This is a genomic window from Halobacillus sp. ABH2_015 (genome assembly GCF_056158945.1).
The window spans coordinates 3,388,144-3,402,506 of the sequence record NZ_JBSWUG010000002.1; the positions used below are offsets into that span (position 1 = coordinate 3,388,144).

The following is a 14,363-nucleotide window of genomic DNA, read 5'->3' on the forward strand; positions in this document are numbered from 1 at the left end:
ATTTCCGAATGGCTAAAGGAGGTATGTACGATGAAACCATTATCCAAAGCGGGAGTATTTGCCTTAATGCTCGCGGCCAGTCTGACTGTCATGGTCGGCAGCGCCATTACTCCCGCCTTACTTGATATATCCCAGCACTACAATATGGAGGACTCAGCCGCCTGGTTGACGACACTCCCTTCGCTCGGCGTTGTCCTGTTCGCTCCGCTCGCCGGTAAATTCATCGACAAGTCCGGACCCTACAGGGCTTTGTGTACCGGGCTGATTTTATACGGAGCATTGGGGATAAGCGCCATCTGGCTGGACGGGACGGTGTTGGTCTTCGCCGACCGCATTCTCCTCGGCGGGGCAACGGCTGTCGTGATGTCTTCGGCTACCGGGCTGCTTGCCGAATTTTTTGAAGGAGAGCAGCGACTGAAGATGATGGCTCTGCAGGGCATGTCCATTGAAGCTGGAGGTATCATCTTCCTGAGTATCGGAGGCATCCTCGGAAGCTTCGGATGGCAGTTCCCATTCCTGTTGTATCTTCTCGGTTGGATCGCTCTTGTTTTTCTATTATCTTTCGTGCCCTTTACAAGAAAAGAAACCGGAGGGGAAGAGGAAGCCGATGGTGGAACTTCTTCCGAAAAAATCTGGCCGGTGCTGTTATCCGCTATGCTCGCCATGACCATCTTTTTTGTAACGATGGTCTCTGTGCCCTTTTACCTGGCTGAGCACTTTCACATGACTTCCACAGGAACGGGATACTTTTTGGCGATGATCTCTCTTGTGGCCGTCATATCAGCCAGTCAGATGCCTAAGGTGGTCAATAAAATCAGTGACTACTCCACGCTGATGACCGGGTTCTTTTTATTCGGAGGCGGCTATCTGCTGCTTGGGCTGAACCAGACCTCCCTCCTGCTTGCCGCAGGGGCGGGAATTTTGATTGGCTTTGGCTTTGGCTTTACCATTCCACTTGCCAACCACATGACCGTGGAAAAAAGCAGCGCCGCCAAGCGCGGGAAAAATCTCGCCTACTTTTCTTCCGCTGTTTTTCTTGGACAGTTTTTATCCTCTTTTGTAGACAGTATTTCCGACGATCTGTCCGTCGTCTATCTTTTAACGGCTTCGGCCGGATTGTTGATCAGCGCCATTTACTTCATCACAATGAAAAATGTGCGCACGGGAGTGCAGAAAAAGAAATCCCCTTCTGAAGGGTGACAGCAAAAGGCCTGTCCATGAATGGACAGGCCTTTACTTATGCGTCGCCTTTATAGCCAAGGCGGGCACGGTCGATATATTCATCCGGCTCGGAACCGAATTCAGTACTGTGATTCTTAAATTGAGCCAGCCGCCCGTTACGGTGCTCACCGTGACTATTGCGTTCCTTGAACTGCCGGTCGTGCTTCTTGTCCTTCTTGCTCATCCCAATCACCTCATACAAGCTTAAGTGTTACACGCTTAGTTTGGGAAAAGCGGGCATCGCTTATGCATGGTGAAGAACGGTGGAACTTCCCCATTTCTCCAAATGCTTCCTGAATAAGGCCATCACCACAAGGTGTGCTTTCGCCTGGGTGTATTTATAGAAAAACCAGGGCAGCGAAGGCATGTAGTCGTGAATTGCTACAATGGCTTCCTGACGGCCGGGGATTTTCCTGAATTCCAGGCGGCCGCGCACATTTTTTCCGCTGTCGGCGAGCATACCTCCGGAAATGTAATAAAGAGCACGGTCCCCGGTACTTCTGTCTTTGGCATAATCGAAGGATAAAAGCGGAGACTGTTTAAAGACGACCCCGATTTTACAGCAGTTGTCTTCATCCACTTCCGTTTTCACCCACGGATTGAGTGTGTTTTCCAGCCATTTCACATAGTAACGTCCAACCCAGTCTGCATCATATCCTTCTGGAATCGGAATACGCTGGACAGACCGGACATCCTGCTGCATCGGTTGAAACATCGGAAGGGCTCTCTTTCCATCTTTGTTCTCTTCTTCCTTTGCAAGAGCTTCCCTGGCCGCCTCTTCAAAAGAAATGCGGCCTTCACTTAACCCTTCCACTTTATTTTCCTCTTGTGTGACCATAGGATGGGTCAAGCTTTCAATCAGGGGATAGACCATTTCCTTCGGCGAGCCCGTGACAAGACGCACCCACAATTTGGAGAGTTCAACGGTTAAAAAAGGAACGTTAATGGTGAGCGGCTTTCTACCCATCACAGCAGCCGTCCGTTTCATCATCGTCTCGTAGGTCATGACATCCGGACCGCCCACGTCTACCGGACGTCCTTTCACCTCTTCATTTCCAATGCTGCTGTCCAGGGCATGCAGCACATCCGGAAGGGCGATCGGCTGGGTCTTCGTCCGGGTCCATTTTGGCAGAATCATAAACGGCAGCCGTTTAACCAGCTTTTTCAGAATCGGGAAGGAAGATCCTTTCGGCCCCACAATCAGCCCGGCCCGGATCGTGGTCACGGGTACTCCGTAGGCTCCAAGAATTTCTTCCACTTCCAGTCGGCTCTTCAAGTGTCGGGACAGCTTTTTTTCCTGCTCCGGGATGATACCGCTCAAATAGATGATTTGGCGGACCCCTTGTTTCTTTGCAGCCTGGGCAAAGTTATCAGCTAAAATGACATCCATATCTTCAAACTTTCCCTGGGTCAGCTTCGCAGAAGGCAGCATGGAATGAACGAGGTAGACCGCGATGTCCACCCCCTCCAGGCCTTTTTCAGCATCCACCATGGAGTAGAGGTCACAGGAACGCCATGTTACCTGTTCCTCATCTTCTTTTTGGTCACCACTTCTGGAAAGGGCAATGATGTCGGCGTGCTTTCTCAACTTTTCCATCAGGTTCTGTCCTATATATCCACTCGCGCCTGCAAGCGCAATGACCGGTCTTTTTTCTGCCATGCTCGTCACGTCCTTTCAGGTATAATGTACGTGTACCCCGTCTGTCATCACTCTTAACCCTTCAAGAACGTATATAAAAAAAGGTGAACCACCCACACAGGCGGTCCCCCTTCTCACATTGTCCAGATTCGCATCCAATTTTCCCACTTTGGAAAGAGCATCCACTTTTATCTTCCCTGAATGAAATAGCACACCGGTACTGTAGAGACACCTTTCCGCCCCCCCTCGTGTTACGTGGAGCGTTCGCTGGTGACGCCTGTGGGAACAGCGCGAGCCGAAGATCCACTGGATCAAGTGTTCTTCTTGATCCAATTAGCTGAGGCCGTGCCCGCGGCAAGCATCCACCGATAAGCGGAGCGTAACCATCACTCTTATGTGCAGATCGGTCACGACCTTAGTGCTGACTGGTAACGTTTGTAGTAGTGTTCGACGTTATTCAGGAGCAGGAGTTCAGTATAAAGGTACGCCTTCATGTTGAAATCCTGGAAATCGATGGTCGTCATTTCCTGGATCTGTTTAATTCGGTAATTGAGTGTATTGGGGTGGATAAACAACTCTCCGGCGGTCTGCTTTCCTTTCCCATTGTTAGCAAGATAGGTTTCCAATGTGAGCAGAAGTTCCGTCTGTTTATCCATATCATTTTTCATCAAGGCCAGCAGATCTTCACTGTAATAATCCTCGGAACTGTTTTTTTCATAAAGGGCGGCCAGGTATCTGTACAGGCCGAGTGTCACGAATTCCCGCGGCATCGTTTCCGGGCGCGGGTTAATGAAGTTGGCCGTTTCAATGACCTCGAGCGCCTCCAAAAAACTTTTCCTCATCAAGGACAGTGTTGTATATTCCTTGCCGACGCCAATCAGGAAATGATAAAACGCTTCTTCTCCTGTTTCTTTTTTCACTTCCTCAATAAAATCCCTCGCTGTCGTTCTTGATGAAAAACGGTCGGACGCCCTTCCCTCCACGAGCAGAATAAGCTGGAATTCTGTTTTCAGCACATACATCGGACGCGTGATCCGGAAGCGGTGCACCGTTTGTAGAAGATCATCAAGCATGCTCTTATATTGAGGTGCGGTGACCGAAAAAACGACGACGGAAAAACGGTCGGCCAGATTCAGTTTGGCGAGGGCGGCTTCGTGACGGAACTGGCTTTCACTGCCGTACTCATGCTGCAGCAGCTGCCACAAAAGCTCCTCTTTCCGTCCTTCCTTAGCATTGTCTCTCATGAACTGATCATAAATGAGTCTGCCTATATGATTGGTGATGTCTTCAAGGAACTGAAAGTCCGCGTCATCCAGCAGCAGGCCGGCCTCCTGCACCCAGACATACCCCATCGTATGATTCAGGTGCCTGGCTGCCACGACGACACGCTGCTGGAAGCCAAGCTCTTCCATCGGATGGACACGGATCGGGTCCGGCTGCATTTCCAGGCGCTGGACGATGCCCTCTTTTTTCAACCGGTCAATAATGAAGATCGGGCATTTTTTGGATAGAATGGTTTTCTGCTGAGTTTGATCGAAATCATCATGAGTGGAGCTGTAGGCGATCAATTCAAAGTTTTTGTTTTCAATAATCACAGGCTTACCGAGTCTGGAGCTCAGCAGCTCCGTCGCTTTATGGATATCTTCTGCCTGCAGAATCCTATCTTTAACTTCCATGGGAATCCTAACCTTTCTAAGTAGGCTGAATGTCTTCATTCGTTACCCTCCATTATATCGGTTGTCACTGGAAAGAAAAAGAAAATGGTCAAAGGGGCGGGAAAAAGAGCCGACTTCCTTCAAATAAAAAAGGCTCCCCTGAACGGAGAGCCTTTATGAGCATGGTTTAAAACATCTCGGAAATGGTTTTCGCCTGCATGTGAAGGGCAATATAATCAGGCCCGCCGGCTTTAGAATCTGTACCGGACATCTTGAAGCCGCCGAACGGCTGGTAACCGACAATGGCACCTGTGCAGTTACGGTTGAAATAAAGATTTCCGACGTGAAAATCGTATTTCGCTTTTTCAAGGTGGTCGCGGTTATCGGAAATGACAGCACCTGTGAGGCCATATTCGGTATTGTTGGCAATATCAATCGCTTCATCAAAGTTTTTCGCTTTTGTAAAGCAGACGACAGGTCCGAAGATCTCCTCCTGCTGCATGCGGGAATTTGGATCAAGATCGGCAAAGATGGTCGGGTTGATGAAGTACCCTTTGGAATCGTCTCCTTTGCCGCCGGTGACAAGGCGACCTTCCTCCTTGCCGATTTCCATATAGCTCATGATCTTGTCATAAGCTCCCTGATCGACGACAGGCCCCATGTAGACATTCTCTTCAGAAGCGTTGCCGACCGTTAGTTTTTCAGTGGCTGCTTTGACTTTCTCCAGTACTTCGTCATACACATCTTCGTGAACGACGGCACGGGAGCCGGACGAGCATTTCTGTCCGGAAAAGCCGAACGCCGAAACGACGATGGCATCGACAGCTGTATCAATGTCTGCCTCTTTGTCAACGACAACCGTATCCTTACCGCCCATTTCAGCAATCACCTGTTTCAAGTGATTCTGGCCCGGCTGGCGTACGGAAGCCCGTTCCATGATACGCAGACCGACATCGCGGGAGCCCGTAAAGGAAATCAATGCGGTTTTCGGATGATCGACGAGATAGTCGCCGACTTCGCCGCCGCTTCCCGGTACAAAGTTCAGAACGCCTTTCGGCAGACCGGATTCCTCCAGGACCTCTACAAACTTAGCAGCGATGACGGCACTGTTACTGGCCGGTTTCATCACCACCGTGTTTCCGGCAACAAGCGGAGCGACTGTTGTACCAGCCATGATGGCGAGAGCCAGGTTCCAAGGAGGGATCACGACCGCTACTCCAATCGGCTGGTAGACATAGCGGTTTTCCTCTCCCGGGCGGCTTTCTATTGCTTTTCCTTCTTTCAGTTCAATCATCTGACGGCCGTAATACTCAAGAAAATCGATCGCTTCAGCTGTATCTGCGTCGGCTTCCTTCCAAGGCTTACCAACTTCATAAACGAGATAGGAAGAGAACTCGTGCTTACGGCGGCGGATTTTGGAAGCAGCGCGGAATAGAATTTCTGCACGTGCCCTTGGATCCCATTTTCTCCAGTCTTCAAAAGCATCGGACGCAGACTGTACCGCTTTTTCCGCCAGCTCCTGATTCGCTTTTGAAATCGTACCCACAACCTGCTTCGTGTTCGCCGGGTTGGTGGACGTAATTGTATCATCGGTCCGGACACGTTCTCCGTGAATCAGAAGGTCATGGTGCTGCCCCAGCTGCTCCTTGACCTGCTTCAATGCATCTTCAAAGGCTTTCTTGTGCTCCTGCTGTTCAAAATCCGTGAATGGTTCGTGTTTGTAAGGCTGTACCATAATAATATTCCCCTTTCTGATTGTGTGGTTTTATTTAGAGAAAATCCCTTTAACGGCAAAGGCAATGTTGGCCGGACGCTCGGCTAAGCGCCGCATGAAATATCCGTACCAGTCCTCACCATAGGGAAGATACACGCGTACTTTATATCCTTCTTCCACCAGATCCTTCTGCATTTGGTTTCTCATGCCGTACAGCATTTGAAACTCAAACTGTTCACGTGGGATGTTGTGCTCTTCTGCGAGAGCCTTTGTATACTCCACAATCCGGTCATCATGACTGGCCACAGCCGTGTAATGTCCGTTCAGAAGGTTTTTCTTGATCAGGTGCTTCAAATTATCATCCACCAGCTTTTTCTCGGAAAAGGCGACTTTCGGTGATTCTTTATAGGCCCCTTTTACAAGACGAAGATAAGGATCGCAGTCATTCAGGGCATCCAGATCTTCATCAGAACGGTATAAGTAAGATTGAACGACCGTGCCGAGATTTGGATACTTCTCCTTCAATTCTCTATAAATATCAAGTGTCTCCCCGCATCTGGAGGAGTCCTCCATATCGATGGTGACCGTAATATCGTGCTTCTCCGCTTCCTTCAAGATCAGGGACAGATTCTCGATAACGAGGTCCCGGCTGATATCAAGCCCGAGGGAAGTAAGCTTCAGTGAAACTTCCGATCGGAGTCCTCCGGAAGCAATCTGCTGGATGGTCCGGATACACTCCCCGGCGCGGTCTCTCGACTCTTCTTCACAATCAACAAATTCCCCTAAATGGTCTACAGTGACCTCGAGCCCGTCATGGTTTAACTGCTGTATAATTGGAATTGCGTGGGAGAACGTCTCTCCCCCCACGATCTTGTCAGCCCCGAACTTAGCGCCAAAACGCTTTGCAAAGCGATCTAACAGCTTGTTGTTGGAGAGGTATAAGAAAAAATTCTTGCTGATGGCTTCCAAGAACACCACACCCTTTCATCATTCTCCTATCGATTACCATGCGGGCCGTTAGGTGGAATGTCGTATTTTAATTGTTAAGAAAATTGTAACGAATAACGCTTACATTATACAACGTGCACCAACCACAAAGATAAGCACGGCAATTTAGTGTTTAAACACAACGGATGGCTTTTTACACTCCATATATTATATCGATAAAATAAATAAGACCCACCGGATGAATCATTCCGGGGGTCTTATTCACTTTTCATGCTACGCTTTTTTCCAATAGGCCGCTTCCTTGTTGGAGCGGATCGGCGGGAACTGATCCCCGTTTTCCAGTTCAATATGTTTTTCATCTTCGGTTACGTCGTTCTCACTGCCCCCATCAACTAACCCATCAAATTGATATGTTCCTTTTTCAGGTGCTTTTTCGCCAGTTTTAAAACGGTCTGCCATCTTAAAAAACTCCTTTCAAAAAGTTGGTTGTTGTTGTGTACACATCCTTTATATATCACAGAAATTCCCATGATAAACATTTTTCTCATATAAAAAAGTGTAAAAGTCTTACAAATTATAGAGGACCCTCTCCCAACCCGCCCGGAGTTGGATTGGTTTACATGGACACAGGCCGGATACTACCGGCGATGTCACAGACACCTCCGATATCAAACGGGTGGTCGAGACCATCTACCATGACTTCGGACAAATCGATATTCTTGTAAACAATGCAGGAACAGCCGCGTTCAAAGATATCAACAATCTGACCGAAGAGGATTGGGACACAGTGATGAACACGAATGCCAAATCCATCTTCTTCATGACTCAGGCCGCTGCCCCTTATATGAAAGAACAGGCATACGGACGCATTATCAACACAGCGTCTGTCGCCGGTGAAGTGAGCCTGTCCTTCAGCTCTGTGTACGGCACAAGTAAGGCAGCAGCCATCCACCAGACGAAGCAGCTCGCCCTTGAGCTTGCGCCTTACAACATTACGGTGAACGCCATCAGCCCATGGTTCTTCAAAACGGATTTGAACGAAGAGGCACTTGCCGATGACAGCTTCCGTTCTGCCCTTGAAGATCGTTCTCCAATGAAACGTCTCGGACAGCTGGAAGAGCTTCAGTCCTCCATTCTGTACCTCGCTTCTTCAGGTTTCAGCTATGTATCCGGCCAGAATATATTCATCGACGGCGGGATGACGTCCTACGGTTTATAAGAAGAAGCGGAAAATAGAACTCATAGAAACAAAAAGACTCTCCTCTGTGTATGCAGAGGAGAGTCTTTTTTCATCCATTTGTTATTTCATGACAAGGACCGGACACGAGGCCTGTTGGACGACTTTGCTGCTCACACTTCCGAGCAGCATTTTTTTCATGTTTCCGAGACCGCGGCTTCCGATAATAATGAGGTCCATGTCGTGCTTATTGGCATAGGCAACAATCTGGACGGCCGCGTTTTCTTTCACAGGGCTGACTACAACTTCTGTAATGACATCGATGTTGTGAGATTTGAATTCCTGTTTGAGCTCTTCCATTTCCGATTGAAACCGGTCGGCCATTTCCCGGCCAAGACTTTTGGATACGGCAGCGTTTGTAGCCGGCCCTGTTGGTGTGACGACAGCAAGCAGGTGAATCTCGCGCTGTGGAGCTTCCACCGCCTGAAGATTCGCCTCGGCCACAGCTCTTTTACTCATTTCACTTCCATCATAGGCAACAAGAATGCGTTTTGTAGTCATAGAAAAACCCTCCCGATCAAGATGGTATTCACACTTCTATCATACCACGTTGTAAGCGCTCGCTTAAGAGGATAGGTCTATTTTCTATCCGTTATGACCAAAATGATGGAAGAAACGTAACAAGGAGCTGAAATTAATGAGCCGCTTTGATATTGTTATGCACTATTCCTATTCAGCCATCATGTTTATTGGAGCTGTCACCTTTTTTATATGGAGCCAAAAGCCACGCGGAGTTTCCAAGGGAGAATACATCATTGCGATGATCATTCCTCTTTGGTCAGGAACCGCCTACTTATCCATCGCCCTCGGTCAGGGGGTTTTACTGGAGCCGGATCAAACCATTTACTTTGCCCGCTACCTGGACTGGGTGGTCACGACCCCTCTCCTGCTGCTGGCGCTTGCATTGACAGCGATGTTTTACGAGCCGAAAAAAGATAAGGCCCTGATCGGCGGTCTGATTACAGCCGATGTGTTTATGATCTTAACCGGACTGATCGCTGATTTTTCGAACGATACGCTGAAATACGTCTGGTACGGACTTGGTATAGCCGCCCTTTTCATTGTTTTGTATATCATCTGGTATCCCCTGCGGAAGATGGCTGCCAAGAGCGGGGACGGGCTGAAACGTCATTATGGGCAAATGGCCGCCTACTTGACGTCTTTCTGGGTACTCTATCCGACGGCGTGGGTTCTCGGCCCTTCAGGTGTAGGGGCATTTGAAGAAGTCATGGAGATTACAGCATTCATCGTGCTGCCAATCCTCTCCAAGCTTGGGTTTACGCTGCTTGATTTAAGAGGGCTCCGCAGGTTGAGAACCCCCGGCGTGGACGCCTGACGACCTGTTCCACGTGAAACACATCCAGAAACAGGGAAACACCCATGACAAGTGTCATATAAAAGTGCTGACGTTTATGTCTTCTGATACGTCTCCTTTTCCCCTATTGTTAGAATTACGAATTACTATGAAGGAGTCGTTACGATGGATAAGGAGAAAGAAAAAGAGCTGAAGAAAAGCGTCGCCCGCTTTGCAGAACCAGATCGAAACGCCGGCATCCGCCAGCTGATCAATACACTCGTTCCATTTCTAATCATATGGGCCGCAGCCTATCTAAGCATGGCTGTCTCCCCTTGGCTCGCCGGCGGACTCGGCGTGCTTGCCGGAGGTTTTGTCGTCCGTCTGTTTATCATTTTTCACGACTGTACCCACCAGTCCTTTTTCAAAAATAAAAAGGCCAACCGCGTGATCGGGACGATTACAGGGATCCTGACGCTGTTCCCTTTCGATAAGTGGAAGCGGAGCCACTCCATCCACCACGCGACAAGCGGCAACCTCGATAAGCGTGGAACAGGTGATATCTGGGTCATGACCGTAGATGAATATGTACAAGCGTCCTTCAAAGAACGCCTCATCTACCGTCTGTACCGAAACCCTGTCATCATGTTTGGTCTGGGACCGATTTATTTGTTCCTCGTGTCCAACCGTTTCAACCGCAAGGGCGCAAAGCGAAAAGAGCGTGTGAACACCCACGTGACAACGGCTGCTGCCGCATTGATATACGGAATGATCATCTGGATGGCCGGATGGGAAGCCTTCCTGATTGTACAGCTGCCGATCCTTTATATATCCGGTGCACTGGGCATCTGGTTGTTTTACGTCCAGCACCAGTTTGAAGATTCCTATTTTGAAGAGGAATCCGAGTGGAATTTCGTAAAAGCAGCTGTTGATGGAAGCTCTTATTATAAACTTCCGAAAGTCCTGCAGTGGATTTCCGGCAACATCGGCTTTCACCATGTGCACCACTTGAGCCCGAGGGTTCCCAACTATGCACTGGAAAAAGCACATGATGCAACACCGCCGCTCCAGTATGCAACAACGATCACGCTGAAAACGAGTCTTGAGTCCATCAAATTCCGGCTCTATGACACCGAGAACAAAACGTTCCGGACGTTCAGGGAAGTCCAGCCGCTCCTGAAGAAGAAAGCAAGTGCAGCGGTCTCCCGCCGCGTGCAGAATGAAAGTTGATTCAAAGCCCATTCGTTGAGAATGGGCTTTTTCCTTCATGACAGCCGCCCGAATTTCCCATATGCTAGACACAGGAGGTAGCGTTCATGCAGAAGTGGTATCATATTATCCCAAAAAACACAGGACTCAGCATATACGTCTGGATCATCTTTTGTATCCTGCCGTTTTTCTTTATCTTCCGGGCATCTTCCATTTACGAAATTTTGACCGGACTTCTTCTCGTCTTCATTTTCTTTCTGGCCTATCGGTTTTCATTCGTATCGGACAGCCGTCTCGTTTATCTGTGGGTCAGCGTTGAGATGGCGATCAGTCTTGGAATGACCTTGTTGTTCGGCTACATTTACTTTTCCTTGTTCCTGGCTTTTTTCATCGGGAACATCCGTCATTTCGGAGGGTTTCTTTCTTTATATATTGTTCACCTGACTCTTACACTTGCAACGATCGCCTACACTTTCGTGCAGGAGCTGGATTCGATTTTTCCGAACCTTCCATTTATCATCATTACCGTCATCGGGGTGATCCTGCTGCCTTTCACTGTCCGTTACCGCAACCAGCAGCAGGATCTTGAAAATAAGCTGGAGGACGCCAACCAGCGGATTTCCCAGCTTATGGTGATTGAAGAGCGGGAACGAATTGCCCGTGACCTCCACGACACACTCGGGCAGAAACTGTCCATGATCGGATTGAAAAGTGACCTCGCCGCCAAGCTGATGACGGCCAAGCCGGACAAAGCGCAGAAAGAAGTGGAGGATATCCAGCAAACCGCCCGCAACGCTCTCAAGGAGGTCCGGGAGATGGTTTCCAACATGCGGGGAATGAAATTGAAAGATGAACTGATCCGGGTGCAGCAGATCATCGAAGCTGCGGAAATGAAGTTCACCTATGAAGGCAACCTCGGGAATACTTCCATCCCTGCCTTAACGGAAAATGTTCTCAGCATGTGCCTGAAGGAAGCCGCCACCAATATCGTCAAACACAGCCGGGCCACCCATTGTCACGTCCAGATTGCAGCCTCTGCCATGGAGTTGACGGTCACCATCGAAGATGACGGCATCGGCCTTCCGGAAACGATGGACCCGTTCCAGGGACACGGCCTGCAGGGAATGCGGGAACGACTGGAGTTTGTAAATGGACGGCTTGATTTGGAAAGTGACCAGGGAACGAAACTGACCCTTCACATTCCCACAGTCATTCAGCAAGGGAAAAAGGAGGAACTCTTATGATTCAAATTGTCATTGCCGAGGATCAGCGCATGCTGCTCGGTGCACTCGGGGCGCTGCTTGATTTAGAAGAGGACATGGAAGTCGTCGGCCAGGCTTCCAACGGTGAAGAAGCCTGCAGCCTCGTCCGCCGTCTGAAACCGGATATCTGCATCATGGATATTGAGATGCCGGTCAAAGATGGGCTGGATGCCGCGGAAGAGTTGTATGAGGAGCCCTGCAAAGTGATCATCCTGACGACTTTTGCCCGTCCCGGTTATTTTGACCGTGCCAGAAGAGCAGGCGTCAGCGGCTATTTGTTGAAAGACAGTCCAAGTGAAGACCTGGCAACAGCCATACGTAAAATTACAGCCGGACAGCGCATCTTCGACCCTGAGCTCGTCGACCTTGCCTTCGCCGATCAAAACCCGCTCACAGAACGGGAGCGGGAAGTGATGCAGCTGATGGCGGACGGCCGAAATACGAAGGACATATCTAAAGCTTTGTTCATTACCCCCGGAACCGTCCGGAACTATGTATCTGTCATTCTGGAGAAGCTGGAGGTTTCCAACCGGATTGAAGCGATTTCCATATTCAAGGAGAAAGGCTGGTACAAAGGACAGCGCTGACGACGAGAACCGGCGTCACCAGTGTCTGTATACAGATATATGTAAAAAAGAGGGTGGTCTTCTGCATACCGGAGGATTCCCCTTTTTTTAATAGAGAGAACTTCAGTCCAGTTCGCGAAGCTCCCTGAAGCGCACATAGACAAAGAGGACATACAGCGTAACAAGTACAGATCCCCCGGCCATGATTTGATGGATCGGCACTCCTGCCGCCAGTATAAGAGAGGTCACGCCGTAGCTCACTGGAACGAGACCCATCGATGCAAGCGAAACAAGACCCATCACCCTGCCCATCATTTTTTCTTCAATGAAACTTTGAAGCACAGAGATGACCGGGATGTTGCAGATAGAGAGACAACATCCGAAGACGACGAGGCACCCAAGGCTGAACCATACCCCTTCTGTGAAGCTTAAAGCGAAAAAAGCGGCTCCGGCAGCCATGAGGGCGGTGAGACTCGTTTTCCCTCTTCTTCTTTTCAAATTAAGGATACCGATGACTACAGATCCGAGCAGCATTCCCACTGCCAGACCTGCCTCAAGAAAGCTGAAGTCAAGGGCCGTGCCATTCAGACGCTGCTTCACAAAGAGAGGCAGCCCCATCGTCATCGGCCCGACCATGAACAGATTCAATAAAATGCTCATTCCAATAATCAAGGAAAGCACACGCGAGTTTTTGACGTAGCGCACGCCTGCCTTGAAAGAGTCCCAGAACGCTTCCTCCTCCTCTCCGGCTTTCTTCTCTTCCTCCACCTTCATAAGAAAAATAAACAGACTTCCGGTAAACAGCATCCCAGCGGTGACCGTGAATACGAGCGCATAACTGCCAAAGGAAACGAGAATGCCTGCCACCATAGGCGCTAGAATGAACGACGTCTGGTTCGTCATTTGAATCACTGAATTTCCACGGGTCAATTGATCCCTGGAAATGATTGACGGTAGAACCGCCCCCTCTGCTGCCCAGAAGAACGCATCTAAAATACCAAAAGCAAACGCAAAGCCGACGAATGTCCAAAGACTGATGTCCCCGAAGAAATACCAGCAGACGAGTCCTGTTAACAGCACCCCCCGCGTGAAATCGGACAGGAACATCAGTTTCGTCCGGCTGAACCGGTCGGCGATTGTTCCACTGACAATCATAAAGACCAGCCGTGGAATACTTGCTGCCACGTACAGCACACCGAGCGAAGCTTCCAGACGAAGCTCATGGACGACATACCAGCTTTGAGTAAATAAAAAGAACGAAATACCGAAACTGGACAACAAGGCCGCTCCCCATAACAGGAGAAAATTTCTATTTCGAAAAATGGAACGCTGTTCTGCCAACGGTGTATCTTTAGAAACGGTAATGGATGAACCGGACATGACTACCCCCACCTTTTTTGTAAGTTCCTTTAAGTGTAAGGAATATCCATGTCCTTCTCGATGTGCCCGGGATGGATTCTTCCTCCGCCTGCAGACGGATTTTATAAAAGGCTCTGTTATTGCTTGGTGTTGTTATTTAACATGTGAGCTCCTATCACCCCTTTCTGTCATGGGATTTGTAGGAGGCGGCCTTGGGAATGACTCCCTTTCCGCGGGGTACCGTGAGCCTCCTCAAACT

General features: G+C 49.3%; 14 protein-coding genes. 6 read left to right on the forward strand and 8 right to left on the reverse strand.

Annotation, left to right across the window (positions count from 1 at the left end):
• Positions 1–30 precede the first annotated feature (30 nt).
• The gene (locus ACXAD6_RS17505) at positions 31–1,200 is read left to right on the forward strand and encodes an MFS transporter (RefSeq protein ID WP_474969995.1); all 1,170 of its coding nucleotides are present in this window, start codon (positions 31–33) and stop codon (positions 1,198–1,200) included.
• A 37-nt stretch (positions 1,201–1,237) separates the two neighbouring features.
• Here the strand turns inward: ACXAD6_RS17505 and ACXAD6_RS17510 are convergent, their stop codons facing one another.
• The 6 genes from ACXAD6_RS17510 to ACXAD6_RS17535 form a co-directional block, all read right to left on the reverse strand.
• Positions 1,238–1,405, reverse strand: coding sequence for a hypothetical protein (locus tag ACXAD6_RS17510; RefSeq protein WP_474969996.1), 168 nt, complete (start codon positions 1,403–1,405; stop codon positions 1,238–1,240).
• Between the two features lie 60 nt (positions 1,406–1,465).
• Positions 1,466–2,881: an NAD(P)H-binding protein gene (locus ACXAD6_RS17515; protein ID WP_474969997.1), complete on the reverse strand. Its 1,416-nt coding sequence runs from the start codon at positions 2,879–2,881 to the stop codon at positions 1,466–1,468.
• Between the two features lie 386 nt (positions 2,882–3,267).
• Positions 3,268–4,575 (reverse strand): PucR family transcriptional regulator, encoded by a 1,308-nt coding sequence (locus ACXAD6_RS17520; protein WP_474969998.1) that lies wholly within the window; start codon positions 4,573–4,575, stop codon positions 3,268–3,270.
• Between the two features lie 127 nt (positions 4,576–4,702).
• A complete protein-coding gene (gene pruA, locus ACXAD6_RS17525) occupies positions 4,703–6,250 on the reverse strand; it encodes an L-glutamate gamma-semialdehyde dehydrogenase (protein WP_474969999.1) in 1,548 nt (515 codons plus the stop codon).
• Positions 6,251–6,280: 30 nt separating this feature from the next.
• The gene (locus tag ACXAD6_RS17530) at positions 6,281–7,198 is read right to left on the reverse strand and encodes a proline dehydrogenase family protein (protein ID WP_474970000.1); all 918 of its coding nucleotides are present in this window, start codon (positions 7,196–7,198) and stop codon (positions 6,281–6,283) included.
• A gap of 252 nt (positions 7,199–7,450) precedes the next feature.
• Positions 7,451–7,636, reverse strand: a complete 186-nt coding sequence (locus tag ACXAD6_RS17535) for a YjzC family protein (protein ID WP_027956040.1) — start codon at positions 7,634–7,636, stop codon at positions 7,451–7,453.
• A 151-nt stretch (positions 7,637–7,787) separates the two neighbouring features.
• Here ACXAD6_RS17535 and ACXAD6_RS17540 point away from each other — a divergent pair, with 151 nt between their 5' ends.
• The gene (locus tag ACXAD6_RS17540) at positions 7,788–8,396 is read left to right on the forward strand and encodes an SDR family NAD(P)-dependent oxidoreductase (protein ID WP_474970455.1); all 609 of its coding nucleotides are present in this window, start codon (positions 7,788–7,790) and stop codon (positions 8,394–8,396) included.
• Between the two features lie 81 nt (positions 8,397–8,477).
• On the opposite strand, the gene ACXAD6_RS17545 is transcribed toward ACXAD6_RS17540, so the two are convergent.
• On the reverse strand, positions 8,478–8,915 hold the full coding sequence (locus tag ACXAD6_RS17545) for a universal stress protein (protein WP_474970001.1): 438 nt from the start codon (positions 8,913–8,915) through the stop codon (positions 8,478–8,480).
• Positions 8,916–9,051: 136 nt separating this feature from the next.
• On the opposite strand from ACXAD6_RS17545, the gene ACXAD6_RS17550 reads away from it, so the two are divergent.
• The 4 genes from ACXAD6_RS17550 (at position 9,052) to ACXAD6_RS17565 (ending at position 12,766) form a co-directional block, all read left to right on the forward strand.
• Positions 9,052–9,750, forward strand: a complete 699-nt coding sequence (locus ACXAD6_RS17550; protein ID WP_474970002.1) for a bacteriorhodopsin — start codon at positions 9,052–9,054, stop codon at positions 9,748–9,750.
• A 144-nt stretch (positions 9,751–9,894) separates the two neighbouring features.
• Entirely contained in the window at positions 9,895–10,938 is a 1,044-nt protein-coding gene (desA, locus tag ACXAD6_RS17555; protein WP_474970003.1) for a Delta(5) desaturase DesA, read from the forward strand.
• An 86-nt stretch (positions 10,939–11,024) separates the two neighbouring features.
• Positions 11,025–12,161 (forward strand): ATP-binding protein, encoded by a 1,137-nt coding sequence (locus ACXAD6_RS17560; protein ID WP_474970004.1) that lies wholly within the window; start codon positions 11,025–11,027, stop codon positions 12,159–12,161.
• A complete protein-coding gene (locus tag ACXAD6_RS17565; protein WP_474970005.1) occupies positions 12,158–12,766 on the forward strand; it encodes a response regulator transcription factor in 609 nt (202 codons plus the stop codon). Before ACXAD6_RS17560 ends, ACXAD6_RS17565 begins: the two co-directional genes overlap by 4 nt.
• A gap of 102 nt (positions 12,767–12,868) precedes the next feature.
• Here ACXAD6_RS17565 and ACXAD6_RS17570 read toward each other — a convergent pair whose 3' ends face one another.
• Positions 12,869–14,125, reverse strand: coding sequence for an MFS transporter (locus ACXAD6_RS17570; RefSeq protein ID WP_474970006.1), 1,257 nt, complete (start codon positions 14,123–14,125; stop codon positions 12,869–12,871).
• Positions 14,126–14,363 lie beyond the last annotated feature (238 nt).

What these genes read in the sequence shown, in the direction of transcription:
- pruA (WP_474969999.1), bottom strand. Translation starts at nt 6,250, where the DNA reads ATGGTACAGCCTTACAAACACGAACCATTCACGGATTTTGAACAGCAG.
- ACXAD6_RS17510 (WP_474969996.1), bottom strand. Translation starts at nt 1,405, where the DNA reads ATGAGCAAGAAGGACAAGAAGCACGACCGGCAGTTCAAGGAACGCAAT.
- desA (WP_474970003.1), top strand. Translation starts at nt 9,895, where the DNA reads ATGGATAAGGAGAAAGAAAAAGAGCTGAAGAAAAGCGTCGCCCGCTTT.
- ACXAD6_RS17565 (WP_474970005.1), top strand. Translation starts at nt 12,158, where the DNA reads ATGATTCAAATTGTCATTGCCGAGGATCAGCGCATGCTGCTCGGTGCA.
- ACXAD6_RS17505 (WP_474969995.1), top strand. Translation starts at nt 31, where the DNA reads ATGAAACCATTATCCAAAGCGGGAGTATTTGCCTTAATGCTCGCGGCC.
- ACXAD6_RS17520 (WP_474969998.1), bottom strand. Translation starts at nt 4,575, where the DNA reads ATGAAGACATTCAGCCTACTTAGAAAGGTTAGGATTCCCATGGAAGTT.
- ACXAD6_RS17550 (WP_474970002.1), top strand. Translation starts at nt 9,052, where the DNA reads ATGAGCCGCTTTGATATTGTTATGCACTATTCCTATTCAGCCATCATG.
- ACXAD6_RS17570 (WP_474970006.1), bottom strand. Translation starts at nt 14,125, where the DNA reads ATGTCCGGTTCATCCATTACCGTTTCTAAAGATACACCGTTGGCAGAA.
- ACXAD6_RS17535 (WP_027956040.1), bottom strand. Translation starts at nt 7,636, where the DNA reads ATGGCAGACCGTTTTAAAACTGGCGAAAAAGCACCTGAAAAAGGAACA.
- ACXAD6_RS17560 (WP_474970004.1), top strand. Translation starts at nt 11,025, where the DNA reads ATGCAGAAGTGGTATCATATTATCCCAAAAAACACAGGACTCAGCATA.
- ACXAD6_RS17545 (WP_474970001.1), bottom strand. Translation starts at nt 8,915, where the DNA reads ATGACTACAAAACGCATTCTTGTTGCCTATGATGGAAGTGAAATGAGT.
- ACXAD6_RS17515 (WP_474969997.1), bottom strand. Translation starts at nt 2,881, where the DNA reads ATGGCAGAAAAAAGACCGGTCATTGCGCTTGCAGGCGCGAGTGGATAT.